This is a genomic window from Bradyrhizobium sp. USDA 4011 (assembly GCF_054063415.1).
In genome coordinates this window covers 5572965-5599500 of sequence record NZ_JBSSGG010000001.1, presented here as the reverse complement: position 1 = coordinate 5599500, position 26536 = coordinate 5572965, and the positions used below count along the sequence as shown (strand labels likewise).

Below are 26536 nucleotides of genomic sequence, written 5' to 3'. Positions count from 1 at the left end.
TTAGACCATCACGCCGAGACGATCGGCGGGATTCCATTTCGACAGGATCGCATCGACCGCCTGTCGCGCAGCGGAGATCTTGCTCTGCCCGTCGACCAGGCCCCACATCGAGCCGGACGCATCGAGCACGATAATGGTGTCGGCCCCCTGCGCCTGTGCTTGCGCCCGGGCGCCATGAGATGACAGCAACGTCAGGCCAAGCGACAGCAGGCCGGCAACGAACGAGCGGCAAAAAACCTTGATCACGGATCAGTCCTCGATGATGGAGACAATCGGAGGGCAGAGACGGCTGCGGCGGCGCGATGTATGTCGTGAGATCACCCGTGCCCTGCCTCAGCCGCGCCCTGCTTCGATCTCGATTTTGTTTTTTGTTGGCCGGATTGCTGACGCGACACAATAGCGGTGCGCGCGCAACGAAACGCCAAAACACCTTCTATTGACGTAACTTGCGCCTGAGCGCTTGGACTATTGCGACAGGCATTTGGCCTGACGCGACACCCGGATGACGATTTGGATTGCTTCCGGAGTTGCGATCATCATCACCATCGACGTGAGCGTCATCACAGATGACGCTCCTTTGCACGCTGCGGTGCTCAATCGACGCCGCGGCCCGCGGCATCGAGCGCGCCCGCAAGCAGCTCGAGCGCCTTGACACGGCGTCGCCGTGCCAGCCGTTCTTCGCCGACCTTGCGTTCATGCTCGCCGGCGATGAAGGCCTGAATGTCCGGCAGCAGACGAATGACGCCGCGGCTGCCCCACTGGCCATCCGGTATCTCGGTCGGAAAAACCCAGACTCGCGGCGCCACATCCTCGTACGAACCGCCGTCGGCGCGCACCACGGCAGCGGTCACCTCCTTCACCAAAGCCGCGCGCGAGGCTTCGGTGTACTGCCCCTCGGGCACCGTCGGGACGATGCGATAGCGTGGCGACGGCGATGGCGCGCCCGCGACATAGACCGCGGCCGGCCGATGCAGGAACACAACGGTGACGCTTTGCGCGACCTTGTTGGCCGGATCGAACCCCTCATGGCCGATCAGGATGTCGCCGAGCTCCTTGATGAGCCGCGCCTCCGCTGCCGGCTTCAGGGCCCCTTCGGGAATTGTCACGTCGATCATCGGCATTGAGAAACCTCCTGTTGTTGTCTGCAGGAAGGTCTATGCGCGAGCTGCTTCCGGCAGCAGTGGCAGTATCGCCATTCTCAGGGCAAATTCGGACACAGCGTCGTCAGCCGGCTGATGCGATGCGCGCGGCGGGACGGGCAAACCGGCGCTGGTATTCGCGTGGCGAGAGCCCGGTTTCGCGCTTGAACAGGCGCCGAAAGGTCGACAGGTCGTTGTAGCCGACGCGCGCACTGACCGCGTCAAGCTTCAGCCGCCTGGATTCGATTAGGCGCTTGGCCACATCGACGCGCAGCGCCTGCAGATATTGCAAGGGTGCCTCGCCGACCGCCAGCTTGAAGCGGCGGTTCAAGGTCCGCTCGCTCACCGACAGGTGGCGGGCCAGCCTGGCGAGGCTGAAGCCCTGTTGCAGCGACTTCTCCATCAGGCTCTGTGCCTGCGCCACCAGCGCATCGGAGTGCTGCATGTCGTGCGTGCGGCTGGCATAGCAGGCCTGCGAGACGCGACCGCCGTCGATCAGCATCAGCTTGCCGGTCTCGCTGGCCACATCGGTGCCGGCGAACTTCTCGACCAGCCGCAGCGCAAGATTGAGCGACGTGGTCACAGCGCCCGAGCACACGATCCGGTTCTGCTCGGTGAGGATCTCGGCGACGCGCAGATCCACCGCCGGATAGCGCATCGCGAATGTTCTCCCTTTCGCCCAATGGGTGGTCGCGACCCGGCCGTCGAGCAGACCGGCCTCCGCGAGGATGAAGCTGCCGGTGCAATAGGATGCGAGCACGGTGCCGCGCTCATGTTGCCGCCGCAGCGCGGCGAGCAACGGCCCGACCGTATCGAGGCGCGCGAAGAAGCGCTCGATATCGCCGACGAACGGCCCTGGGATCACCACCGCATCCGCCGCAGAGCGTGCGCTGATCGCTCCGTCGACACCGATGATTTGGCCGGACACGGTCTGCACCGGCCGGCCATTGAGTGACTCGACGCGCCACCGCAGCTGCGACGGCTTGCCGTTGTCGCGCCGCGGTCGCCTCGCCGCCACCGAATTGGCGGCGGTGAACACGTCGACGACACCAGCCACACCCGAAGCGAGGATGCCGTCATAGACCCAAATCCGGATGAGGGGCATGGCGATGTCCGATCTTGCACAAAGTGAGGCAATTCTGTCATCGCGCGCGGGAGCGGGCAAGCGACGGGTGCCGCATCGTGAATGTGACATGCCATGTGACTGCCCGACGCGGGCGTGGCCTACTACGTCAGCCTAGGCGTGAAGGCGGGCGATCCAGCACGCCGCGGCTTCTCGGCTCACGCACAGGCGCCTCTGGAATACTGGATCGCCCGGTCGGGCGATCAGCACGAATGGGGACGGATCAAACCGCCGTCGCGCGGGCGAACTCGACGTAGATCTCGCGCAGACGGTCGGTGATCGGGCCGACCTTGCCGCTGCCGACGGTCTTGCCGTCGATCGCGACCACGCCCTGCACGAACACCGAGGCGCTGGTGATGAAGGCTTCCTTGGCGGCGAGCGCTTCCTCGACCGTGAAGGCGCGTTCCTCGATGCGCAGCTGACGCTCCTCGGCGAGCTTGACCACCGCCTTGCGGGTGCAGCCGGGCAGGATCTCGTTGCCGTTCTGCCGGGTCACGATGACGTCGTCCTGGGTGACGATGAAGGACGAGGACGAGCCGCCCTCGGTGACCTTGCCGTCCTCGATCATCCAGGCTTCGCCGGCGCCGGCCGCGGCCGCGGCCTGCTTGGCCAGCACCTGAGCCAGCAGCGCCACGCTCTTGATGTCGCGCCGCTCCCAGCGGATGTCGGGCACCGTGATGACGTTGATGCCGGTCTTGGCCGACGGCGCATTGATGATGTCCTTTTCCGAGGTGAACATCACAAGGGTCGGCTTGACGTCGGCCTTCGGGAAGGCGAAGTCGCGCCCCTTGTCGGCGCCGCGGGTGACCTCGAGATAGACCATGCCGTTGACGAGGTCGTTGCGCTTGACCAGTTCCTTCTGGATCTCCTCGATCCGCTCCAGCGTCTCGGGGAGCGCCAGCTGGATCTCGCCGACCGAGCGCTTCAGCCGGGCCAGGTGCGAGGCGTTGTCGATCAGCTTGCCCTCGAGCACCGCCGCCACCTCGTAGATGCCGTCGGCGAACAGGAATCCGCGGTCGAACACCGAGACCTTGGCCTCCGAATGCGGCACGAACGAGCCGTTGACGTAAGCGATCTTTTCCACGCGAGTTCTCCTGCGGACGAGGGGGGCTTCAGGCCTTCGTATACGCAAATTGTCAACGGGGGAAAACCCTAAAGCCGCCGTCATTCCGGGGCGCGCCGCTTGGCGCGAGCCCGGAATCCATTTCACCATGGAGGATGCGGCCTGACGGATTCCGGGCCCGCGCTACGCGCGCCCCGGAAATGACCTGGATGGGCAGACCCCTAATGCTGCAAGATCTTCGACAGGAACTTCTGCGCGCGGTCGCTGCGGGGCTTGCCGAAGAAGTCGGTCTTCTTGGCGTCCTCGACGATCTCGCCGCGGTCCATGAAGATCACACGGTCGGCGACCTTGTTGGCAAAGCCCATTTCATGGGTCACGACCATCATGGTCATGCCCTCGCGGGCGAGATCGATCATCACGTCGAGCACTTCGCTGATCATCTCCGGGTCGAGCGCCGAGGTCGGCTCGTCGAACAGCATCGCGATCGGGTTCATCGCGAGCGCGCGGGCGATCGCGACGCGCTGCTGCTGGCCGCCGGACAATTCGGCCGGGAATTTCTTGGCGTGATCCTTCAGCCCGACGCGGTCGAGCAGCTTCATGGCCGTGACCACGGCGTCGTCATGCTTGCGTCCGAGCACCTTCTCCTGCGCGAGGCAGAGATTGTCGATGATCCGCAGATGCGGAAACAATTCGAAGTGCTGGAACACCATGCCGACGCGGGAGCGGAGCTTCGGCAAATCGGTCTTGGGATCGTTGACCTTGATGCCGTCGAGGATGATGTCGCCGCCCTGGATCGGCTCCAGCGCGTTGACGCATTTGATCAGGGTCGACTTGCCCGAACCCGACGGGCCGCAGACCACGACCACTTCGCCCTTGGCGACGCTGGTGGTGCAGTCCTTCAGCGCCTGGAAGCTCGGCCCGTACCATTTGTTGACGTGATTGATCTCGATCATGATGGCTCAGCTTGTTGTTCAGCGAACAATGGCGATCCGCGCCTGCAGGCGGCGCACGCCAAAGGACGCGACACAGGAAATGACGAAGTAGACCAGCGCGGCAAACAGGTACATTTCGACCAGGCGGCCGTCGCGCTGTGCGACCTTGCTGGCGGCGCCGAGGAAATCCGGGATCGACAGCACGTAGACCAGCGAGGTGTCCTGGAACAGCACGATGGTCTGCGTCAGCAGCACCGGCAGCATGTTGCGGAACGCCTGCGGCAGCACGACGTAGCGCATCGACTGTGCGTAGGTCAGGCCGAGCGCGCTGGCCGCGGCCGGCTGGCCGCGCGAGATCGACTGGATGCCGGCGCGCATGATCTCGGAGAAATAGGCCGCCTCGAATGCGACGAAGGTGATCAGCGAGGAGGCGAACGCGCCGACCGAGATCGGCCGCGACGCGCCGGTCAGCCACTGCCCGATGTAAGGCACCAGGAAGTAGAACCAGAAGATCACCAGCACCAGCGGCAGCGAGCGGATGAAGTCGACATATAAGCCCGCGATGCGCCCGAGCACCTTGTAGCTCGACAGCCGCATCAGGGCGATCAGGGTGCCGAACACGAGGCCGCCGAACGCCGCGAGCGCCGTCAGGGTCAGCGTGAAGCGCATACCCTCGAAGAACAGATAGGGCAGCGAGCGGCGGATGACGTCGAAATCGAGATTGCCGAGCATCGTCATTTGCCCGTGATGTAGCCGGGGATCGCGACATAGCGCTCGAGCAGGCGCATCGCGGTGACCACGACGAAATTGAGGAGAAGATAGAGCACGGTTGCCGCGGTGAACGCCTCGAACACCTGGAACGAGAACTCCTGCATCGAGCGCGCCTCGCCGGTCAATTCGATCAGGCCGATGGTGATGGCGACCGCGCTGTTCTTGATGGTGTTGAGGAATTCGGAGGTCAACGGCGGCAGGATGATGCGGAACGCCATCGGCAGCAGCACGTAGCGATAGGTCTGCACCGTGGTGAGGCCGAGCGCGGTCGAAGCCTGCTTCTGGCCACGCGGCAGCGAGCCGATCCGCCGGCCTGCAATTGCACGGCGACGCGCGCCGACATGAAGAGGCCGACGCCGATCGCCGCCGTCCAGAACGGCGCGTTCGGCAATTGCTTCAGCCACAGCCCGGCCGATCTCGGCAGCAGTTCGGGCAGCACGAAGAACCACAGGAAAAGCTGCACCAGCAGCGGCATGTTGCGGAAGAACTCGACCCAGCAGAAGCCGATCCACGACGCCGTCCGCGACGGCAGCGTGCGCAGCACGCCGATCACCGTGCCGGAGACCAGCGCGATGATCCAGGCGAGCACCGACACCTTGATCGTGACCACCAGTCCCGCCAGCAACAGGTCGAGATAGGTACCGGTCCCCATCGGGTTCGGCTCGAGAAAGATGTGCCAGTTCCAATTATAGTTCACGGGTCCCCCGCGCTATCGCGCCGATCAGGCTTGACGGCAACGTATGCGCATCCAAACGCGATGCGCCGACTATATGCAAATGTCCGGCCATTTTCCTCCAAAAACGGCCGGACACGCTTAGTTAGTTCTCCGGTCCCTCATGGTGGGGAGGCGCATTGCGCCGTCTCGAACCATGAGGCCCCGGCAGCTTACTTGTAACTATCCGGATCCGGCGAGTCCGACGGCTTGGCGAACTCGTGCTTCAGCTCCGGTCCGAGCGGCACGTTGAGGTTCAGGCCTTTCGGCGGAATCTTCTGCATGAACCACTTGTCGTAGATCTTTTCGCCCTCGCCGCTGGTGTAGAGCGCGGCCGTGGCGGCGTCGACGACCTTCTTGAACGGCGCATCATCCTTGCGCAGCATGATGCCGTAGGGCTCGGGCTTGGAGAACGCATCCTTGGAGATCACGTAGTCGCCCGGCGACTTCGAGCCGGCGACGAGGCTCGCGAGCAGGATGTCGTCCATCACGAAGGCGACCGCGCGGTCTGTCTCGACCATCAGGAAGGCTTCGGCGTGATCCTTGGCCGGGATGATGTTGGCGCCGAGGCCGCGCGCGACATTGGCTTCGGTGAGCTGCTTGATGTTGGTAGTGCCGGCGGTCGAGACCACCGCCTTGCCCTTGAGGTCGTCGATCGACTTCAGCCCGCTCGACTTCTTGAAGACGTAGCGGCTGGCAGTCAGGAAGTGGGTGTTGGTGAACCAGACCTGCTTCTGGCGCTCGGCATTATTGGTGGTCGAGCCGCATTCGAGGTCGACGGTGCCGTTGGCCATCAGCGGAATACGCGTCGCCGAGGTGACCGGGTTGAGCTTGACCTCGAGCTTGTCGAGCTTCAGCTCCTTCTTGATGGCATCGACGATCTTGTAGCAGATGTCCATCGCATAGCCGATGGGCTTCTGGTTGTCGTCGAGATAGGAGAACGGGATCGATGAATCGCGAAAGCCGAGCGTGATCGCGCCGGTGTCCTTGATGTTCTTCAGCGTTCCGGTCAGCTCCTCGGCCTGCGCCTGGCTCGCGCCGAGGGCGCCGGCGAGCGCCAGGCCGATGAGATATTTGCGTGTCATACGTCTACTCCTTGCGTGGAAACGGTCGATTTACTGCGTGAGAATGTCGGCGAGGACGGGTGCGATATAGCGGCGAAACTGCTCCGGATTCTCGCTCATCGGAAAATGACCGAGCTTTTCCATGATCGTGACGCTGGCGCCCCCTATAGCCGCTACCGTCCGCCTCGTGTCCTCGGGCGTGCAGGAGAAATCATACTCGCCCGTGAGGAGATAGAGCTTGCATACTTTAGTATCGATTGACGCGACCCGGCCGCGCAGGTCGCCGTCGACACGGTAGAAATGAAGGTCGCCCTTGAACACGCCGGGACCGCCCTGCTTGTAGGCCCACAGCGTTTCCATCCGCGCAGGCGCCGGGCTTTGCGGCGCGATCAGCCCCGACACCAGCGCGGCACAGACCTCGCCGCCGTGAACGTCCGCCCGATTGAGCCAGTCGGTGTCGTACCACGGCTCCTGGAAATCGGCAGCCTCGAGCCCGATCAGCGCGCGAAACTCGGCGGCATGTTCGATCGCAAGGTTGAGCACGATGCGGCCGCCGATCGAGCAGCCCATCACGACAGGCTTCTCCAGCCCCAATGCACGGCAGAAGGCGCGGATGGTCTCGGTGTAGCTGTTGGTGGTGAGTTGGTATTCATCGCCGGTCCAGCTTTTCGGCGGATTCGACTTGCCATGCCAGGGCATATCGAAGGCAATGACGCGGAAATTTTCGGCAAACGCGCTATCTGCGAGCAGATGCCGCCACTGCCGCGCGTCTGATCCCGCGGTGTGCAGGCAGACCAGCGGAATGCCCTTTCCGTTCTCCTCGAAATAGATCCGGTGCAGCTCGCCGCCGATCTCGACGTGAACGTAGCGGCCGACCATCGGCTCGATATGGCCGTCCATGATCGTGCCGCTCATGATAGGGCCGCCGCGAAATGCTGCCGCGGCAGCGCCAGCAGGTCCTTGAAGTATTGCAGGTGCGCCATGAAGGGATGCAGATCGCCTTCGAGCACCGCCTCGCCGCGCTTGGTCAGCGCCAGCAGATCGTGCCAGCCGGGTTTCGGCTCGGCCTGCCAATAGGCGGCCCAGGCCTGCGGCGTCGCACGATAGGCGAAGCGCCACGAGCGCATCAGGACCGGCGAGGGCACGAGCTCGACGATGCGGCCGCCACGGATCGCGGCGTGAAACGGCCGCGCCATCGGGCCGAGCAGGCAGTCGCAATCGAGCAGCCGCCCGCGCGAGACCAAGAGCGGCGCCTGGTCGAGCAATGCGGGAATGCCGGCAAACGCCGTCGTCACAGCGTCGTCGGTGGCGTCGGGCGATAACGTCATCTGTCGAGGAAGTTTTCCTGCGGCGGACGCCCCATGATGACCGGAAGGGCACGATCCCGCAAGCCGCCGATGCCCTCGGATGCCCTTGGGTTCCCTGGATTATTCGCTTGACCAAACGCCGCTTGCGGTTCAGGGCGCGGGGCGGCGCGCCCTCCCCGCATGCTGCCAGGAGCTGCCACTCCGTCAGACCAAAGGCCGATTGAATTCCGCGGCACGGCAGGTCGCGGCACGCCAATTGTCGCAGTCGGCGCCTTCGCTCTTCCGTTGCCCGCCCTGTTCTGTCCAATGCGCAGCGTGTCCCTGCGACGCCAGGGACGATCATTGCCAACACCGAACAAGACGCCGCCGCGATCGAACGCGGCCACACGGGGAGAGATCGAGATGTCGCAGCGCAATTCCTGGATGGTCCTGCTCGCCGCCGCCGGCATGCTGCTGTCAACAGCGGCGCAGGCGCAGGATTATCCGACCAAGCCGATCACGCTGATCGTGCCGTGGCCGGCGGGCGGCTCGACCGATATCTCGATGCGCGCGATCGCCGAGAGCGCCTCCAAGGTGCTGGGCCAGCCGATCGCGGTCGACAACAAGGCGGGCGGCGGCGGCACCGTGGGCCCGGCGACCATGGCCGCCGGCGCCAAGCCCGACGGCTACACCATCGCGCAGATTCCGATCACCGTGTTCCGCCTGCCCTTGATGCAGGACGTGTCGTGGGACCCGGCGAAGGATTTCTCCTACATCGTCCACCTCACCGGCTACACCTTCGGCGTCACCACCAATGCGGAGTCGCAGTTCAAGACCTGGCAGGACGTGGTCGATTTCGCCAAGAAGAATCCCGGCAAGGTGACCTATGCGACGCCGGGCACCGGCACCTCGCTGCATATCGGCATGGAGCAGATCGCCTTGATGGCCGGCGGGATCAAGCTGACCCAGGTGCCGTTCAAGGGCGGCGCCGAGACCAACGCTGCGGTGCTCGGCCAGCACACCATGCTGCAGGCCGATTCCACCGGCTGGCGGCCGCTGGTCGACGCCGGCAAGCTCCGGCTGCTTATGGTGTGGACCGGCACGCGCTCGCCGAACTATCCCGATGTGCCGACGCTGAAGGAGCTCGGCTATCCCATGATCTACGACTCGCCGTTCGGCATCGCCGGCCCCAAGGGCATGGACCCCAAGATCGTCGCCAAGCTGCACGACGCCTTCAAGAAGGCGATCGAGGACCCCGCCGTGATCGCGACGCTGGCCAAATACGACATGGTGCCGAACTACAAGAACACCGAGGACTACAAGAAGTTCGTGGTCGAGGTCACCGAGTCCGAGCGCAAGGTGATCGACACGCTCGGGCTGGCGAAGAAGTAGCGCTGGGCTGGCCGCGAAGTCTCTCTCCGTCATTGCGAGGAGCGAAGCGACGAAGCAATCCATCGTTCCGCACACGCGGTGAAATGGATTGCTTCGCTTCGCTCGCAATGACGGGGACAGGTCAATGCCCAACCTTGCGATGTGACGAGAGCACCTCCATGACAGACCAAACCAACGTCAAACTCCGCCTCAACAACTCCGAACTCTGGGGCGGGCTGATCGGGCTTGCGCTCGGCGGCTTCGTGATCTGGTCGGGGCTGAAGCTCAAGCTCGGCACCATCAACGATCCCGGCTCCGGCTACGTGCTGTTCTATGCCGGCATCCTAATGTGCGTGTTCGCGATCTCGATCGTTGTCGCGGCGGTCACCGAGGGCGGCCCGACCTTCGCCTCGCGCTGGGAGAATGCGCGCTGGGGCAAGCCGGTCCTGGTCATCGTCTGCCTCGCCGCGTTCGCCTTTGCGCTGGAGCCGCTGGGCTTCCTGCTGTCGGCGATCCCCCTGATGCTGTTGCTGCTCCGCGTGATCGATCCGGTGCGCTGGTCGCTGGCGATCCCGCTGTCCATCCTTGCCCCGCTCGGGATGTGGTGGGTGCTGAAGCACCTGCTCGCGATCCAGTTGCCGAGCGGCATGTTCGAGATCGGTTGAGCGCCCATGGATACTCTCGTCAACGTCGCCCACGGCCTCGGCGTCGCGCTGCTGCCGGTCAATCTGCTCTATTGCTTCATCGGCGTCTTCATCGGCACGCTGGTCGGCGTGCTGCCCGGCATCGGCCCGATCTCGGCGATGTCGCTGCTGCTTCCCGTTACCCTGTCGGGCACGCCGGAGTCCGGCATCATCATGATGGCCGGCATCTATTACGGCTCGATGTATGGCGGCTCGACCACCTCGATCCTGGTCAACATTCCCGGCGAAGCCGCCTCCGTCGTCACCTGCATCGACGGCCACCAGATGGCCAAGCAGGGCCGCGCCGGCCCCGCGCTCGGCATCTCCGCGTTCGGCTCGTTCATCGCCGGCACTTTCTCGCTGGTCGCCCTGATGCTGGTGGCGCCTTCGCTCGCCAGCGTCGCGATCGCGTTCGGCCCGGCCGAATATTTCAGCCTGATGGTGCTTGGCCTCGTGGTGCTGACCTTCCTCACCCAGGGCTCGATGGCCAAGGCGCTGTTGATGGCCTGCATCGGCGTCGTGCTCGGCCTGGTCGGGCTCGACAGCATCACCGCGCAGCCGCGGCTGACCTTCGGCCGCATCGAGCTGATCGACGGCATCGGTCTCGTGCCTGTGGTGATGGGCCTATTCGGCGTCGCCGAGGTGCTGCTCAACACCGAGCAGGCGATCAAGCGCGACATCATCAAGACCAAGATTACGCAGCTGCTGCCGAGCAGGGAGGACTGGAAGGCCAGCGCCGGGCCGGTCGGCCGTGGCACCGTGCTCGGCTTCTTCCTCGGCATCCTGCCCGGCGGCGGCGCCGTGGTGGCGTCGTTCGCGTCCTATGCGCTGGAGAAGCGGCTCTCGAAACATCCGGAGCGGTTCGGCCATGGCGCGATCGAGGGTGTGGCGGGGCCGGAATCGGCCAACAATTCCGCTGCCGGCGGCGCCTTCATTCCGCTGATGACGCTCGGCATCCCGCCGAATGTGGTGATGGCGCTGCTGCTCGGCGCCTTCGTGATCCACGGCCTGCAGCCGGGACCCCTGATGATCTCGCAGAACCCGACGCTGTTCTGGGGCATCGTCGCCAGCATGTATATCGGCAATCTGATGCTGCTCGTGCTCAATCTGCCGATGATCGGCATGTGGGTGCAGCTGCTGCGGCTGCCCTACAATGTGCTATTCCCGCTGATCATCCTGTTCACGATCATCGGCGTCTACTGCTCCAGTAACAACGTGTTCGACGTCCATGTCATGATCGCGTTCGGCGTGATCGGCTATTTCATGCGCAAGCTCGGCTACGAGCCGGCGCCGCTGGTGCTCGCCTTCGTGCTCGGGCCGATGCTGGAGAACAATCTGCGCAAGTCGCTGATCCTCTCGCAGGGCGACCTCATGACCTTCGTGGAGCGGCCGATCTCGGCGATCTGCCTCGCCTTCGCATTGGTGCTGCTGGTCGGCCCGTTGCTGCCGTCGCTGCGCAGGAAGCGCGAAATGGTGGCGCTGGATGAGGGGGCGTGAGCCGGCACATCGCGTTCACCTTCGTTTGAAGATGGACTCGAATTAACAAAGCGACGCTGGCCGTCACAGCCGGCGTCGCCATATGTCCTGATGCATGCGGTGAAACATCGCTGCGAGACGCACAACCTCCGATCCTGACGACGAGTGCCGTCACGGAATCGCTCCGAGCCGGGATCGGACGGTGCGCCGACATCCGTCGTAGATCCGTCGGGATCGCCAAGCTCGATCACACGCCGTCCGGTCGTCCGCGTTCCCTTCGTGGTCCTTTGGACAAGGAGATTCCCACGATGGCCGACTCTATCTCCGCGGCAAAAATCCTGACATCCGGCAAGGCCTCGCGCCGCGACTTTCTCTATGTCGCCACCGCCGCCTTCGGCGCGGTTGGCGCCGTGGCATCGCTCATCCCCATGATCAGTCAGATGAACCCTGACGCCTCGACGCTGGCCGCGGGCGGACCGGTCGAACTGGACCTCTCGAAGATTGCACCGGGCCAGCAGGTGGTGCTGCGCTGGCGAACCAGACCAGTGTTCGTGACCCACCGCACACCGCAGGCCGTCGAGAAGCTGAAGGACCCGGCACTGCTGTCCCAACTGGCGGATCCGCAATCGTCCGAGTTGCAGCAACCGGACTATGTTGCGAACTGGCATCGCTCCATCAAGCCGGAGTTCGGCGTCGTGATCGGCATCTGCACCCATCTGGGATGCATCCCGTTGTTCGAACCGGACCCGAACCCGACCTCGCCTGCGCCGAATTGGCCGGGCGGCTATTTCTGCCCGTGCCACGGTTCCAAATACGATCTCGCGGGACGCGTCTATCACGGCGTGCCGGCGCCCTATAATTTGCCGGTTCCTCCGCATCACTTCCCGAGCGACACCGTGCTCCGAGTCGGCGAGAATCCGCCGAACTCCGATTTCGACTTTGCCAGGATCCGGCAGATCTAAGGCGTTTTCAGGCGAGGTGGATGCCGCTTCGCGTGAAGAAAACGCGTCAAGGCAAAAAGCCCCGTTCCGATTCCATCGGAACGGGAAAGGCTCTTGACGATCATCGTTCGTCGATCACGAGGCTGGCTTGACCGCGCGCCCGTTCTTCGGCGCCTGGGCCATCGCGCGGGCCAGCACCTGGGCTTCCTTCTTCAGCATGTCGGCGAGCTCGCTTTCGCGGCGGCGGATGCGGTCGGATGCCGCGCCGATCGAGAGCGCGGCGACCACCTCGCCGGCATCGTCGCGAACGGGAACGCCGACGCCGCCCATGCCGGGGAATGCGGCGTCGATCAGCACGGTATGGCCGACCTTGCGCGCCACGACGATCCGCTCGCGCAGGAATTTTGGCGTGATGCGCGGCGATTTCGCCAGCCGCGGCACGATCACCTCGATCACGGCCTCGATCTCGGCGTCCGGCAGCCAGACCAGAAGCGCCAGCGCGCCGGCGCCGACGCCGAGCGGACGGCGGCTGCCGATCTGCAGATAATTCGGCTGCAGCGGATGGCTGCCGACCGAGCGCGCCAGATACAGCGCCTCGACACCGGAGCGAACCGACAACAGCGCCGTATCCGCGGAGCGCTCCGACAGCCGCAGCAGGCTCGGCTGCGCCAGTTCGGCGATGTCGACCGAGCGGCGCGCGCCGACCGCCATCACCCGGGCCTCCTGGCCGAGCTCATAGGTCTTGGCGCCGGCGACCCGGCTGACGAACCCCTCCTCGATCAGCGAGTTGAGGATGCGCAGCGCGGTCGCCTTGTTCAGCGAGGTGGTGTCGGCGATGTCGGTCAGCCGCAGCGGCGAGCGCTGCGCCAGCACGCGCAGGATCGCGCAGACCTTCTGAATCGCGTTGAACTTGTCGGGTTGGCCCGGCTCCGGCGGTGGCCTCTTGCGGCTGGTCCGTGCGGTCGCAGTCGTGGAGGCGTTCATGCCTTGGTCTTCCTTGCCTTCAAATCCAAATCCTGAACCGGGCACAACGAAAGGCCGTGCCCGGCGGACATCATCCTAAGACGGATGACGTGCGCCGGACATCGTATACTTTCGTCAGATGAAACTTTGATTGCGACCATCTGCGCTGCTTCGCAGCAACGAAGACATTCGAATTTCGCTTCACGAAATCAAGCCAGCCGCAGCCGGCGGATCGTGAAGAGCGACCACAGGCTGAGCAGGCAGACGCCGGTGAGGTAGTAACCCGGTGCGAGCTCGCCGATCGGCGCGAAGCCGCCCATCCAGGTCATGATCGCCGGGCCCATGCCGCCGAACAATGTGACGCCGATATTGTAGCTGAGGCCGAGCCCGGTCGCACGCGTCGCCGCCGGAAACAGTTCCGACATCAGCGCGGCGAGCGGCCCGTAATACAGCGACTTGAGGACGCCGAGCCACAGCACGCCGATCAGGATGATGGTCGGCGTCGGCCTGCCCGTGAGCAGCAGGAAGGCCGGGAAGATCGAGACCAGCAGCAGCAGCGCAAACAGCATCATGTGCGTGGTGCGTCCGATCTTGTCGGAGACGAGGCCCGCGATCGGCGCCAGCAGCGCGACCGCCGTCTGCGCGGCGAATGCGGCGATGAAGCCGACCGACGGCGCGAGGTTGAGCGTCTTCACCACATAGGTCGGCATATAGACGATCAGATAGTTGACCGCGGTCGACACCGCGAGTGCGCCGATCGCGAGGATGGTCGGGAGCATCTGTTTCGCGAACACCTCCTTGACCGGCGATCCCTGCTCTGCGGCCGGCGGCGGCGTCGCATCGTCGACATGGTTGCGGATGTAGATGCCGACCGGGCCGATCAGCACGCCGAACAGGAACGGCAGGCGCCAGCCCCAGGATTGCAAATCCTCGGGACTCATCAGCGAGGTCAGCAGCGCGCCGAAGCCGGCCCCGAGCAGGCCACTGACGCCCTGGCTCGCGAACTGCCAGCTCGCCACGAAACCGCGCCGCTCCGGCATGTGCTCGACCAGGAACGCGGTCGAGGAGCCGAACTCGCCGCCGGCCGAGAAGCCCTGCACCAGCCGCGCCAGCATCACCGCGATCGGCGCCAGGATGCCGATGGTTTGATAGGTCGGCATCAAGGCCAGCACCAGCGTGCCCAACGTCATCAGCACGATCGACAGCATCAGGGAAGCCTTGCGGCCGTGACGGTCGGCATAGGCGCCGAGCACGACGCCGCCGATCGGACGGATCAGGAACGACAGGCCGAAACTGCCGAAGGTGAGCAGCAGCGAGGTGGTCGGATCATTGGCCGGAAAGAACGCCTTGGAGAGATAGACTGCGAAATAGGCGTAGACCGAGATGTCGTACCATTCGAGCGCATTGCCGACCGAGGTTGCGACGATCAGGCGGGTGATGTCTTTCTTGGCGGTGGCGGCCGTATGCTGCGCGTCAGCCGGCGTTGATAAAGTCATTCCGTTTTCCTTGCCGGCGTCGGGCGCCAGTTCTCCGCTCGTCATGCCCGGCCTTGCCGGGCATCCATGTATCCCCGTCATCCCCGCGCAAAGGCTTTGCCTTTGTCGCTGGAGGTGCGAGCTCTTGCGAGCCTCGAAGGATGCACGGCCCCGCTGGTGCCCGATTCATCCTTCGATGCTCGCTCCGCTCGCACCTCAGGATGACGGGGAAAAAGCGAGCCCGTCCTTCAACCTTAAAGCTGCGCCTCGCCGAGATCCCAGAACAGGCCGGCCATGATGGTCAGCGCCTCCTCGGTCACCGGCAACAGGATGTGCTCGTCGGGCGCATGCTGCGAGCAGCCCGGATAGGAATGCGGCACCCAGATCGTCGGCAGGCCGAGGCCTTCGGAGAACACGTCGTTCGGCAGCGAGCCGCCGAAGTTCGGTAGCACGGCCGGCGCCTTGCCGGTGGTGGTGCGGATCGAATTCGCCGCCCACTCGATCCACGGGCTGTCCATGTCGGTGCGCGAGGCGCCAAAGCGCTGCGCGCCGGAGACCTCGACCATCGGAAAGCCGTTCTTGTGCAGATAGTCGCGCACCCCATCGATCACTTCGAGATACTTCGTGCCGACGACGAAGCGGAGCTGCAGCACCGCGTTCGCCTTGCCCGGAATTGCGTTGGCGGGCTTGTCGATATTGCCTGACGACATCGCCAGCACCTCCAGCGTGTTCCAGGCGTAGAGCCGCTCGGCCGCGGTCAGGCCCTCCTCGCCCCAGTCTTCCGCCAGCGCCGGTTCGTCCGCCGTCGGCTTGATCTCGACGTCGGCAAGCGCGGCGCGAACGCGGTTCGAGATCGGCGGCGGCTTCAGGATATCGAGCTTCATGCGGCCCTTGCCGTCGACCAGGCTCGCGATCGCGTTCGCCAGGATCGTCGCCGGATTGGCCAGCACGCCGCCCCAATTGCCGGAATGGTTGCCGCCCTCGCGCAGATTGACGTCGAGATGGATGCGGTTGCCGCCGCGGCAGCCGAGGAAGATGGTCGGCCGTTCCGCCGACAGCCGCGGCCCGTCGGAAGCAATGAACAGGTCGGCCTTCAGCTCCTCGCGATGCGCCTCGCAGACCTCGCGCAGATCGGGCGAGCCGATCTCCTCGCCGGTCTCGATAATGAACTTGGCATTGAAGCCGAGCTTGCCGCCGCGCGCCTGCTTCACCGCGCGCAGCGCGGCCATGTTGATCGAATGCTGGCCCTTGTTGTCGGCGGTGCCGCGGCCGTAGACCCGGTCGCCCTTGACCGTGGTCTGCCAGGGATTGAGTCCGTCGCGCCATTCGCCGACCATGCCGTCGACGACGTCACCATGACCGTAGGTCAGCACGGTCGGCCGCGCCGCATCCTCCTGGTAGTCGGCGATCAGGTAGGGCCCGCGGCCGGTCGGCGATTCGATCAGCCGGGTCTTGAAATCGAGCTGGGCGAAGGCGGGCTGCAAATTCTCGACCAGATAGGCGCGCAGCGCATCGGCCTTGTCGGCATTCAGGCTCTCGGTCTGGTAGCCGACCCTGCGGTCCAGCTCCTGCAAGAACTGTCCCGATTGAAAATGCTCTCGCACCTTTGCGATTGCGTCGGCCCGTGTCGCCATGATTGTTCCTTCGTCCGGTCGCGTCTTGGCATGATCCCACCGGAACGCGACGCTTTGCGCTCCGATCATGCTTCTGGAGGCCGGCAACCTATCGGGATCGGCCCGCCACCGGAAGGGTGTGAATCGCGAAGGGGGCCTTGCCAAAACGTGGGAAGTCGCAACAAGTTGATGCGGGACGCCCGACATCCGACCGGGCAGCATTCGAAGCGGCGCTCAAGGTTTCGACCAGGGTTTCGACAATGACAAAACAAATCCGGCTCAACGCCTTTGCCATGAACTGCGTGGCGCATCAGTCGCCCGGGCTGTGGACCCATCCGCGCGACCGCACCAAGGACTACAACAAGCTGTCCTACTGGACCGATCTGGCGAAGACGCTGGAGCGCGGCCGGTTCGACGGCCTGTTCCTCGCCGACGTGCTCGGCGTCTATGATGTGTATGCCGGCAATCCGGATGCGGCGCTGCGCAACGCGGCGCAGACCCCGGCCAACGAGCCGTTGATGCTGATCCCGGCGATGGCCGCGGTGACCGAAAATCTCGGCTTCGGCGTCACCAGCAATCTCTCCTTCGAGCCGCCCTACCCGTTCGCGCGGCGGATGTCGACGCTCGACCATCTGACGAACGGCCGGGTCGGCTGGAACGTGGTGACCGGCTATCTCGATTCCGCGGCGCGCGGCGCCGGCAAGGACAAGCAGACCGCGCATGACGACCGCTACGAGCTCGCCGACGAGTACATGGAGCTGGTCTACAAGCTCTGGGAAGGCAGCTGGGAGGACGACGCCGCGATCCGCGATGTCGCGCGCGGCATCTTCACCGACCCAAAGAAGGTGCATCGCGTCCAGCACGAAGGCAACAACTACCGGCTCAACGCGATCCATCTCTCCGAGCCGTCGCCGCAGCGCACGCCGGTGCTCTACCAGGCCGGCACCTCGCCGCGCGGCCGGCAATTCGCCGCCGAGCACGCCGAATGCGTCTTCATGTCCGGCCCGTCGGCGAAGGTGATCGGCCCGCGCGTCTCGGCGATCCGCGAGCTCGCCGCAGAGAAGGGCCGCAGTGCGGCCGAGATCCTGATGTTCTCGATGATGTGCGTCGTGGTGGCGCCGACCGAGGCCGAAGCCAAGGCGAAGTATGCGGAGTACCGCAGCCATATCAGCCATGAGGGCGCGCTGGCGTTGATGTCGGGCTGGACCGGCGTCGACTTTTCGACCTATTCGCTCGACCAGCAGGTGCGGCACGTGCAGAACGACGCCGGCCGCTCCGCGATGGACAACGTCACCCGCGCCGACCCCGATCGGGTCTGGACCGTGCGCGAGGTCGCCGAGCATGTCGGCATCGGCGGCGCCGGCCCCGTGGTGGTCGGCTCGCCCGAGCAGGTCGCCGACAAGATCGAGCAATGGTTCGAGGACACCGACGTCGACGGCCTCAATGTCGCGTTTGCGATCTCGCCCGGCGATTTCGAGGATATCGCCGACATGCTGGTGCCGGAGCTCGTCAAGCGCGGCCGCTACAAGCGGGAGTATGCCAAGGGCACCTTGCGGGAGAAGCTATTCGGCGCGGGGCGCGCCAGGCTCGATGCGACGCATCCTGCGGGGCGATATCGGGTGAAGTCGCAGACAGACGCAGCGGAGTGATTGCCTCTGCCATTGCCAGCGAAGCGAAGCAATCCATCGTTCCGCATATGCGGGCCAATGGATTGCTTCGTCGCTTCGCTCCTCGCAATGACGGGGTTACGCACAGCTCACCATCCCGTCATCCTGAGGAGCGCGCCCTTGCGCGCGTCTCGAAGGATCGACGGCCACCGGCCGGGCCGTGCATCCTTCGAGGCTCGCTCCGCTCGCACCTCCAGCGACAAAAGCGAAGCCTTTGCGCGGGGATGACGGTGAGAGAGGAGAGCGCACGGAGAAAAATCAATTCACCGAATTGCTCACCATCACCTCGATCAGCTTCGCACCGGGGCGGCTGAACGCCGACGTCATCACACCCTTCAGCTCCTGGGGGTCGGTGACCTTGATCGCCTCGAGCCCGAGCGAGCGCGCGACGCCGGTGAAATCGACCGGCGGGTCGATGAAGTCCATGCCGACATAATTGTCGTCGCCGTGGAAGGCGAGCAGACGCTGCTTGATGATGCGATAGCCGCCATTGTTGACGATGACGAAATTGAGCGGCAGCTTGTGGTTGGCCGCGGTCCACAGCGACTGGATCGAATACATCGACGAGCCGTCGCCGGAATAGCACACCACCGGGCGCTGCGGATTGGCGAGGCTGACGCCGACCGCGGCCGGCAGGCCCCAGCCGATGCCGCCGGAGGCGAGCGCGTGATAGCCGTAGCGGTCGCGATGCGGGCGTAAGCCGAGGATCTGCCGCGACGAGGTCAGGCCCTCGTCGACCAGGATCGCGTTGTCGGGCATCGCCTCCACGACCTGCAGCGCCAACCAATCGGGATCGATCGGCGAGGTCTGGCTCGCCTTCGATATCTGCTCGACCAGCGCCTTGCGCTTCGCCGCCCAGTTCTTCGTCGAGAGCGCCGCGAGCCCCTGCTTCGCACGCGCCTCCAGCGCGCCGCCGCCGAGTTCCTTCAATGCCGGGACCAGCGCGCGCAGCGTCTCCTTGACGTCGGCCTTGACCGCGATCTCGGCGCCATAGTTCCTGGCGAGGTCGCTGTCGACCAAGCCGACCTGCACGATCGAGAGCCCGTCCGGCAGCGGATCGACCTCGCTATAGACCGACATCCGCAGCGGATCGCCGCCGAGCGCGATCAACAGATCATGCGGCGCCAGCACATCGCAGGCGACCTTCTGCAGCCGCGCGATGGCGCCCATGAAGCTTGGGCTTTCGGAGAGAAAATGCGAACCATAGGGCGTCGGCGATTGCCAGGCCGGGCAGCCCAACGTCTCGGCGAGATCGGCCGCCTCGCGCAGCGCGTCGCTTTTGACGATCTCGTCACCGACGACGATCACCGGACACTCGGCTTTCAGGATGCGCGCGGCCAGCGCCTGCAAGGAATCCTCCGACGGCCGGACGCGGGCGTCGACCCGGGTGGAGCGGCCGAGCTCGATACCGGCCTCAGCGTTGAGAATGTCGCCGGGCAGCGAGATGAACACCGGTCCGGTGGGCGGCGTGGTCGCGATCTTGGCGGCGCGGCGCACGATGCGCGGCAGGTCCTCCAGCCGCGTCACCTCGACGGCCCATTTCACCAAGGGAGTGGCCATCTGCACCAGCGGGCCATAAAGCACCGGTTCGGTCAGGCCGTGGCCCTGTTCCTGCTGGCCGGCGGTGAGGATCAAAGGCGTGCCGGTGAAGCTCGCATTGTAGAGCGAGCCCATCGCATTGCCGAGGCCGGGCGCGACATGGACGTTGCAGGCGACGAGCTTGCCGGAGGCGCGGCTGAAACCATCGGCCATCGCGACGACCAGGCTCTCCTGCATCGCCATCACATAGGTGAGGTCGGGATGATCCTTCAGCGCATGCATGATCGGCAATTCGGTGGTGCCTGGATTGCCGAACAGATGCGTGACGCCCTCGTCCTTCAGCAGCGCCAGGAATGCCGATCGGCCGGTGATGCGATTCTTCATGTTCCCTCCAGGCCTGCCGGCGCATTGGCCGACGGCACCGGCGGAGATGACCAAACTTGCGCTTGGAGAGCAATCGAGCGGCCGGTCATGGCCGCATTCCGCTGGCGCGCGCCTGGCTCTCCAGGGCACGTGCTCGTCATTTCACTGCGTCGGCCAGTCCCTCGAAAGCCGGCGTGGGGAAAGCCGTGAACCTCCGCGGGAGCCATCGAATTGCTCGGCCGACTTTAACGCTACTTTAGCCAGAGTGCCCTAAAGCGAAGATGGTTTGCCTTCATCAAGCATACAGAAGAGCATGCAGGGCCCGCAGACGGCTCGCTTCGATCGCGGGGGCTCAGTCATGGACGCACTTGCGGCCTGGAACGGAACCAGGCTCGATAGAGGACCGGGAACGATCGGGCGCGAGAAGCCGGGACTCTATGTCTTCCTGATCGCAGTCACGTCCGTGTATTACCTGTCGAACGGGCCGCTCCTGCTCGGCCACCTTGATCTCGGATGGCACCTCGCCGCCGGAGACCTGATCAGGGAGCGCGGCAGTGTCCCCTTTCAGGATCCATGGTCATTCACCCTCGGCGACAGGCAATGGTACAATCTATCCTGGCTCTGGGACGTGATCGCCAGCGTGGTGTTTCAATACACGGGATATACCGGCCTCACATTGGCGGTCGTTGCGTGTGGCGCCGTCATCGCCGGATATCTTGCATCGATCTGCCTGCGCAGCGGTGCCTCGACGCTTGCGGTTGGCATTTCCGTTCTCGCCGCGTGCCTGCTTTACCCCGCGTTCGTGACCGCGCCGAATTCCTATCTCGCCGCTTCGCCAAACACCCCGACCATGTTGTTCTGCGTCGTCTTCTACGCAGAGTGCCTGAAGCGAACCAGATGGTTCTTGCTGCCGGCGCTGATGGTGCTTTGGGCCAATCTGCATGGCGGCTTCGTGCTCGGGCTCTTCATCATCGGCATTTTCGGCGCCGCGTCCGTGCTCAGGCGAGACTGGGCAGGTCTTAGAATCTATGGTTTCGCAGCCGCCGGTTGCCTTGTCGCAATCCTGATCAATCCGTTTGGCTGGCACATCTACGACGGCGTCACGACCACGCTGGGCCACTTTGCGCAGGCGCACATCACCGAGTGGTGGTCTTACTCCGCGAACTTCACCGTGCCCGGGAGCATTCCCGGCATCGTCTACATCGCGATATTTGCCGCGTTCGAGCTGCGCCACCCGGCTGCTTCGCCCGCTCCGCTGGAGTCGCGGCTGCTGTCCTGGCTGTTCCTGCTGCTGGGATTCTATCAGTACCGGTACATGTCGTTCTTCTTCATGTTCGCGACGGTGCCGCTGGCGCTTCACATCGACCGGCTGCTGCCCAAACGACTGAACGATCTCAAGGTCCGAGGCTCGTTGCTGGTTGCCGGCATCGTTGCAACGTGCGCGCTGCCGCTGACGCTGATGGTCGTCAAACCGGCTCTCGCGCTTCCGCAGCTACTCTCGGAGCAGGATGCGCGCTATCTTCAAAGCCATTTTCCGCATGCACGGCTGCTGAACCACTGGAACGTCGGCGGCCTCCTGATCTTCTACACACGTGGCGCGGTGCCCGTGTTCATCGATGGCCGGTCGGCCACCGCCTATCCCGACGAGCTGCTGCGCGACTATTTCAGCCTGATCAAATGGGAGATCGATGAGACCGCCTGGGACACCGTCCTCGCCAAGTACAAGATCGACACGGTGCTCTGGGTGAAGGCGCACGAACCTCTGAAGAGGTTCCTCGTGGACAAAAGAGGGTGGACCGAGGAATACGCAGGGTCGGATGAGGTCATCTACGTGAAGCACTGACGCTTTGGTGCGACCGCCCGCCCCGAATGCCGACACGCGCGGCTTGGTGTCCTAGAACATCCCCTCGCGCTCGCTGCGCTTCTTCTTTTTCGAACGCTGCCAGACCACGCCGGGATAGCCCTTCAGCGGCACCAGCGGCTCACCGGTGTAGGCCCATTCCTGCAATTCCTCGATCGCGATGTGATAAAGCGGCTGCCGGCCGGTGCGCCCGGAAAACAGCGCGCGCGGAATGTTCACCATGTGCGGCGACCGCGCGCGCTCGTAGATGACGGGCGTGCCGCAATTGGCGCAGAAGCTGCGCGCGGTCTTGGTCGCGCGATCCTCGTAGCGCGAAAGTTCGCCCGCGCCTTGCGTGATGCGGAACCGCTTCTTCCAGCTACCGACATAGGTCGCATAAACAGCGCCATGGGCGCGACGGCTCGCGGCCGTATGATCATGCCAGGCCCAGCGCGCCGGCACGTCGATCTCGAACCGCACCTTGCCGCACAGGCATTGGCCGGCCGCGGGCTTTGCCAGCGCCACCGGCTTGGGCTTTTTCGTCGGTTCGAACTCGTCGTCCGGAAACATCGGGGATCACCGTCATTGCGAGCGAAGCGAAGCAATCCATCGACCCGCATGCGCGGAGCGATGGATTGCTTCGTCGCTTCGCTCCTCGCAATGACGGCGCGTAAAGACGGCGTCGTCTACGCCTGCGCCATCTCGTCGTGCACGGGATAATCCGTGTAGCCCTTCTCCTCGCCGGCATAGAAGGTGGCGCGGTTGTACTTGGTCAGCGGATAGCCGCGCTGCAGGCGGCGCGGCAGGTCCGGGTTGGAGATGAAATAACGGCCGAACGCGATCGCATCGGCATGACCTTCCGCGACCGCGCGCTGCGCGCTGTCGCCGACGAAATTGCCGGCGGTGATTAGGACACCGCTCCATATCGGGCGATACAGCACCATTGCGGACGGCACGTTCTGCCAGTCGACCTCGGCGCGACCGGTGCCCGAGGCGCGCGGTTCGATGAAATGCAGATAGGCGAGCCCGAGCTTGTCCAGCGCCTTGATGGCGTAGCTGTAGAGCGGCATCGGGTCGGCCTCGCCGCTGCCATTGGCGATGCCGTAGGGCGAGAGCCGCACGCCGACACGATTGGCGCCCCAGACCTCGGTCACCGCCTGCGTCACCTCCAGCAGGAAGCGCACGCGATTCTCGATCGAGCCGCCATACTGGTCGGTGCGCAGATTGCTGCGCGATTGCAGGAACTGCTCGATCAGATAGCCATTGGCGCCGTGGATCTCGACACCGTCGAAGCCGGCGGCGAGCGCGTTCTTCGCGCCCTGCCGATAGGCCTCGACCATCACGGCGACCTCGCCGGTCTCAAGCGCACGCGGCGTCTCGTAGTCGACCACCTTGCCGTCCGCCGTCATGCACTTGAACTCGGGCGGGATCGCGACCGCCGACGGCGCCACCGGCAACGCGCCACCGGGCTGGAATGAGGAATGCGACACGCGGCCGACGTGCCAAAGTTGCAGGAAGATCAAGCCGCCCTTGGCGTGCACGGCATCCACCACCTCGCGCCAGCCTGCGATCTGGGCCTCGCTGTAGATGCCGGGGACGCCGGGATTGCCGAAGCCGGTCGCGACCACCGGCGAGGCTTCCGCGATCAGCAGGCCGCCGGGCGTGGCGCGCTGCGCGTAATATTCCGCGTTCATCGGCCGCGGTGCGAGGCTCGGCCGCGCCGCCCGCATCCGCGTCAGCGGCGCCATCACGACGCGATGCTTCAGCTCATAGGGACCGACCTTGAGCGGCGAAAACAGCAATGGAGAACTCATGCCTACCCCAAATATTCTTTTGCGATTTCCCGTTATGTAACGGGTTCATCTTGTTCATGAAAGGAGGTAGTGGCAATCTGTTGCCAAGAGAAGGTCTCCCATGTCGAAAACGAGCGCCCCATCGCTCCCCTCGTTGAGCGTCCGCATCGATCTCGATGCCGAAGACCGCATCGGACCGGGCAAGATCCTGCTGCTCGAGCGGATCAAGGAATGCGGCTCGATCTCCGCCGCCGGCCGCGCTATGGACATGAGCTACAAGCGCGCCTGGGACCTGGTCGACGAGATCAACCGCATCTGCCGGCAGGCGGCGGTGGAACGCCAGACCGGCGGCAAGAATGGCGGCGGCGCGGTGCTGACCCCGTTCGGCCTCTCCCTGGTGGCGCGCTACCGAAAGATCGAGCGCGATGCGGCCACCGCCGTGCGCAAGGATCTCGAGGCGCTGCGCAGCGACATCGGCAAGCCGAAGAAGGCCGCGGGAAGGTAGACTCAAGACCCGGCGCAGGGGCGCGCTGCGAAAACATCGAAAACAACCCCATGCAAAGCAGCCGGCGGCGGTCGGCATTCGACCAGGCCACTTGACGCGTCGGGCAAATCAGGGATATTCTTCTAATATTCCGAAATTACGCGGGTGTTGGGGTGACGGGCTTCGCTGCGCGAGTGCGTCTATCGTTGAGACCTGTACCTCCCTCACCCGGATTGCATCTGTAGATGCAATCCGACCTCTCCCCGCAGGCGGCAGGGCAATCGCATATGAGATTCGAGCGGCTCGGCATAGGCAGTCAGCGCCCTCTCCCGCTTGCGGGGGAGGGTTGGGGTGGGGGCTCTCTCCGCGAGTCATATCGTGGAGAGAGCCCCCACCCGCCGCGCGCTGAGCGCGCGTCGGCCTCCCCCGCAAGCGGGAGAGGCGAAGGGAAGCCGCAGACGGCCTCCGCAGATTTCATATGCGATTGCCCTACCGCAGGCGGGGAGAGGTGAAGCGAGCGAGCCTCGCGGCGCTAACCCGTCTTGATCCAGACCGCCTTGACGTTGAGATATTCCTCGACGTGCTGCTTGCCGGACTCGCGGCCGTAGCCGCTCATCTTGTAGCCGCCGAACGGCACCGCCGGATCCATCGCCTGGTAGCAATTGACCCAGACCGAGCCCGCGCGCAGCGCCTTCGCGACCTGGTGCGCCTTGCTGACATTGGTGGTCCACACGCCCGAGCCGAGGCCGAAGGTGGTGGCGTTGGCGCGCTTGATCAGTTCGTCCGGATCCTTGAACGAGATCGCCGAGATCACCGGGCCGAAGATCTCCTCCTGCGCAATGCGCATGTTGTCCTGCACGTTGGCGAACACGGTCGGCTGCACGAAATAGCCCTTCGACAGCGCGCCCTCGGTGAGGCGGCCGCCGCCGGCCAGCGCCTTGGCGCCTTCCTTCTGGCCGATGTCGAGATAGCCGGAGACGCGATCCATCTGCTGCTGCGACACCAATGGCCCGATCTGGGTGTTGGGATCGAGGCCGTTGCCGACCTGCAGCTTCTTGCCGAACTCGGCGACGCGGCCGACGAATTCGTCATAGACCTTCTGCTCGACGAACAGCCGCGTGCCGGCGCTGCAGATCTGGCCGGAATTGGCGAACACCGCCATCGCCGCGCCCGGCACCGCCGCATCGAGATCGGCATCGGCGAACACGATGTCCGGCGACTTGCCGCCGAGCTCGAGCGAGACGCGCTTGAGGTTGCCGGCCGACGCACGGATGATCGATTGTCCCGTGACGTGCGAGCCGGTGAAGGCGACCTTGTCGACATCGGGGTGCGACGCGAGCGCGGCGCCCGCGGTCTCGCCATAGCCTGGCACGACGTTGACGACGCCGGGCGGAATGCCGGCTTCCATGCAGAGCTCGCCGATGCGCAGCGAGGTCAGTGGCGATTCCTCGGCCGGCTTCAGCACCACGGTGCAGCCGGTCGCAATCGCGGGGCCGATCTTCCAGATCGAGGCGGTCAGCGGCCCGTTCCACGGGATGATGGCGCCGACCACGCCGATCGGCTCCTTCAGCGTGTAGGAGAAGATCTCGCCGGGCAGCGAGTTCTCGATGGTCTCGCCGTGGATCGCGGTGGCCTGGCCGGCATAGTAGCGCAGCATGCCGAGCGCGCGCAGCCGGTTGCCGCGGGTGCGGCTGATCGGCGCGCCCATGTCGAGCGTGTCGAGCTGGGACAGTTCCTCGAAATTGGCTTCGACGAGCTCGGCGAGCTTGAGCAGCATGTTCTGCCGCTCGAACGGCTTCACCTTGCTCCAGGGCCCTTCGAAGGCGCGGCGCGCCGCTGCAACCGCACGGTTGATGTCCTCGGCATCGCCCTCGGCGACGGATGCGAGCAATTCACCGGTTGCGGGGTTATGGGTTTCGAATGTCTTGCCGGAGGCGGCGTCGACCCATTTGCCGTCGATCAGCATCTTCTTGTAGGAGCCATCGGCATAAGGATGGCGCGTGATCGGAACAGCCTGCGAAACAGCCATGTTTGCACTCCCTGTAAAATGTCGGCTGAGGTGTTTTGGAAGCGTTATATCGAAAATTCTACAGCGCGGCCGCGAAACCGTAAAGCGAGGCAAGCGTTGTCGAGGGTGGCGGGCATGAAAACCTCCCATGCGCCTGCGTGCATGGTGGGTGCGATATGCTAAAGCATGATGAGATCAGGTTGAGCCGGAACGGCGTCGAAAGTTCACCT

At 64.7% G+C, this 26536-nt stretch carries 23 protein-coding genes and 1 pseudogene; 7 read left to right on the top strand and 17 right to left on the bottom strand.

Annotation, left to right across the window (positions count from 1 at the left end; translation table 11 throughout):
• The 10 genes and pseudogenes from ACVW1C_RS26290 to ACVW1C_RS26245 all read right to left on the bottom strand — a co-directional run bounded on the left by ACVW1C_RS26290 (window position 1) and on the right by ACVW1C_RS26245 (window position 8132).
• Complete coding sequence (locus tag ACVW1C_RS26290) at window positions 1-246, bottom strand: hypothetical protein (RefSeq protein ID WP_456760881.1); 246 nt, start codon at window positions 244-246, stop codon at window positions 1-3.
• Between the two features lie 347 nt (window positions 247-593).
• On the bottom strand, window positions 594-1121 hold the full coding sequence (locus ACVW1C_RS26285) for a tautomerase family protein (RefSeq protein ID WP_456760880.1): 528 nt from the start codon (window positions 1119-1121) through the stop codon (window positions 594-596).
• 103 nt (window positions 1122-1224) lie between these two features.
• Window positions 1225-2244 carry a GlxA family transcriptional regulator gene (locus ACVW1C_RS26280; protein ID WP_456760879.1) on the bottom strand — a complete coding sequence of 340 codons (1020 nt, stop codon included), beginning with the start codon at window positions 2242-2244 and terminating at the stop codon, window positions 1225-1227.
• Between the two features lie 241 nt (window positions 2245-2485).
• Window positions 2486-3346 (bottom strand): D-amino-acid transaminase, encoded by an 861-nt coding sequence (locus ACVW1C_RS26275; protein ID WP_456760878.1) that lies wholly within the window; start codon window positions 3344-3346, stop codon window positions 2486-2488.
• 200 nt (window positions 3347-3546) lie between these two features.
• Window positions 3547-4278, bottom strand: coding sequence for an amino acid ABC transporter ATP-binding protein (locus ACVW1C_RS26270; protein ID WP_456760877.1), 732 nt, complete (start codon window positions 4276-4278; stop codon window positions 3547-3549).
• 18 nt (window positions 4279-4296) lie between these two features.
• The gene (locus ACVW1C_RS26265; RefSeq protein ID WP_176529188.1) at window positions 4297-4989 is read right to left on the bottom strand and encodes an amino acid ABC transporter permease; all 693 of its coding nucleotides are present in this window, start codon (window positions 4987-4989) and stop codon (window positions 4297-4299) included.
• Window positions 4990-4991: 2 nt separating this feature from the next.
• A pseudogene (locus ACVW1C_RS26260) lies at window positions 4992-5725 on the bottom strand (amino acid ABC transporter permease).
• 188 nt (window positions 5726-5913) lie between these two features.
• On the bottom strand, window positions 5914-6825 hold the full coding sequence (locus ACVW1C_RS26255; RefSeq protein ID WP_456760876.1) for an amino acid ABC transporter substrate-binding protein: 912 nt from the start codon (window positions 6823-6825) through the stop codon (window positions 5914-5916).
• 30 nt (window positions 6826-6855) lie between these two features.
• The gene (locus ACVW1C_RS26250) at window positions 6856-7719 is read right to left on the bottom strand and encodes an alpha/beta fold hydrolase (protein WP_456760875.1); all 864 of its coding nucleotides are present in this window, start codon (window positions 7717-7719) and stop codon (window positions 6856-6858) included.
• Entirely contained in the window at window positions 7716-8132 is a 417-nt protein-coding gene (locus tag ACVW1C_RS26245) for a hypothetical protein (RefSeq protein ID WP_456760874.1), read from the bottom strand. The genes ACVW1C_RS26250 and ACVW1C_RS26245 overlap by 4 nt, the downstream gene beginning before the upstream one ends.
• A gap of 381 nt (window positions 8133-8513) precedes the next feature.
• Here ACVW1C_RS26245 and ACVW1C_RS26240 point away from each other — a divergent pair, with 381 nt between their 5' ends.
• The 4 genes from ACVW1C_RS26240 to petA all read left to right on the top strand — a co-directional run bounded on the left by ACVW1C_RS26240 (window position 8514) and on the right by petA (window position 12582).
• Window positions 8514-9482, top strand: a complete 969-nt coding sequence (locus tag ACVW1C_RS26240) for a Bug family tripartite tricarboxylate transporter substrate binding protein (RefSeq protein WP_456760873.1) — start codon at window positions 8514-8516, stop codon at window positions 9480-9482.
• 158 nt (window positions 9483-9640) lie between these two features.
• On the top strand, window positions 9641-10126 hold the full coding sequence (locus tag ACVW1C_RS26235) for a tripartite tricarboxylate transporter TctB family protein (protein ID WP_456760872.1): 486 nt from the start codon (window positions 9641-9643) through the stop codon (window positions 10124-10126).
• Between the two features lie 6 nt (window positions 10127-10132).
• Entirely contained in the window at window positions 10133-11641 is a 1509-nt protein-coding gene (locus tag ACVW1C_RS26230) for a tripartite tricarboxylate transporter permease (protein WP_456760871.1), read from the top strand.
• A 287-nt stretch (window positions 11642-11928) separates the two neighbouring features.
• The gene (petA, locus tag ACVW1C_RS26225) at window positions 11929-12582 is read left to right on the top strand and encodes a ubiquinol-cytochrome c reductase iron-sulfur subunit (protein ID WP_456760870.1); all 654 of its coding nucleotides are present in this window, start codon (window positions 11929-11931) and stop codon (window positions 12580-12582) included.
• A gap of 114 nt (window positions 12583-12696) precedes the next feature.
• Here petA and ACVW1C_RS26220 read toward each other — a convergent pair whose 3' ends face one another.
• The 3 genes from ACVW1C_RS26220 to ACVW1C_RS26210 form a co-directional block, all read right to left on the bottom strand.
• Complete coding sequence (locus ACVW1C_RS26220; protein WP_456760869.1) at window positions 12697-13545, bottom strand: IclR family transcriptional regulator; 849 nt, start codon at window positions 13543-13545, stop codon at window positions 12697-12699.
• A gap of 188 nt (window positions 13546-13733) precedes the next feature.
• A complete protein-coding gene (locus ACVW1C_RS26215) occupies window positions 13734-15020 on the bottom strand; it encodes an MFS transporter (RefSeq protein WP_456760868.1) in 1287 nt (428 codons plus the stop codon).
• A 233-nt stretch (window positions 15021-15253) separates the two neighbouring features.
• On the bottom strand, window positions 15254-16633 hold the full coding sequence (locus ACVW1C_RS26210) for a M20 family metallopeptidase (RefSeq protein WP_456760867.1): 1380 nt from the start codon (window positions 16631-16633) through the stop codon (window positions 15254-15256).
• 239 nt (window positions 16634-16872) lie between these two features.
• On the opposite strand from ACVW1C_RS26210, the gene ACVW1C_RS26205 reads away from it, so the two are divergent.
• The gene (locus tag ACVW1C_RS26205; protein WP_456760866.1) at window positions 16873-18261 is read left to right on the top strand and encodes an LLM class flavin-dependent oxidoreductase; all 1389 of its coding nucleotides are present in this window, start codon (window positions 16873-16875) and stop codon (window positions 18259-18261) included.
• Between the two features lie 276 nt (window positions 18262-18537).
• On the opposite strand, the gene ACVW1C_RS26200 is transcribed toward ACVW1C_RS26205, so the two are convergent.
• Entirely contained in the window at window positions 18538-20202 is a 1665-nt protein-coding gene (locus tag ACVW1C_RS26200) for a thiamine pyrophosphate-binding protein (protein ID WP_456760865.1), read from the bottom strand.
• Window positions 20203-20539: 337 nt separating this feature from the next.
• Here ACVW1C_RS26200 and ACVW1C_RS26195 point away from each other — a divergent pair, with 337 nt between their 5' ends.
• The gene (locus tag ACVW1C_RS26195) at window positions 20540-22024 is read left to right on the top strand and encodes a hypothetical protein (protein ID WP_456760864.1); all 1485 of its coding nucleotides are present in this window, start codon (window positions 20540-20542) and stop codon (window positions 22022-22024) included.
• A gap of 51 nt (window positions 22025-22075) precedes the next feature.
• Here the strand turns inward: ACVW1C_RS26195 and ACVW1C_RS26190 are convergent, their stop codons facing one another.
• A complete protein-coding gene (locus ACVW1C_RS26190) occupies window positions 22076-22591 on the bottom strand; it encodes a GFA family protein (RefSeq protein WP_456760863.1) in 516 nt (171 codons plus the stop codon).
• Window positions 22592-22707: 116 nt separating this feature from the next.
• On the bottom strand, window positions 22708-23835 hold the full coding sequence (locus ACVW1C_RS26185) for an alkene reductase (RefSeq protein ID WP_456760862.1): 1128 nt from the start codon (window positions 23833-23835) through the stop codon (window positions 22708-22710).
• A 100-nt stretch (window positions 23836-23935) separates the two neighbouring features.
• Between ACVW1C_RS26185 and ACVW1C_RS26180 the strand changes: the two genes are divergently transcribed.
• Window positions 23936-24319 carry a winged helix-turn-helix domain-containing protein gene (locus ACVW1C_RS26180; protein WP_456760861.1) on the top strand — a complete coding sequence of 128 codons (384 nt, stop codon included), beginning with the start codon at window positions 23936-23938 and terminating at the stop codon, window positions 24317-24319.
• Window positions 24320-24830: 511 nt separating this feature from the next.
• Here the strand turns inward: ACVW1C_RS26180 and ACVW1C_RS26175 are convergent.
• The gene (locus ACVW1C_RS26175) at window positions 24831-26327 is read right to left on the bottom strand and encodes an aldehyde dehydrogenase family protein (RefSeq protein WP_456760860.1); all 1497 of its coding nucleotides are present in this window, start codon (window positions 26325-26327) and stop codon (window positions 24831-24833) included.
• Window positions 26328-26536 lie beyond the last annotated feature (209 nt).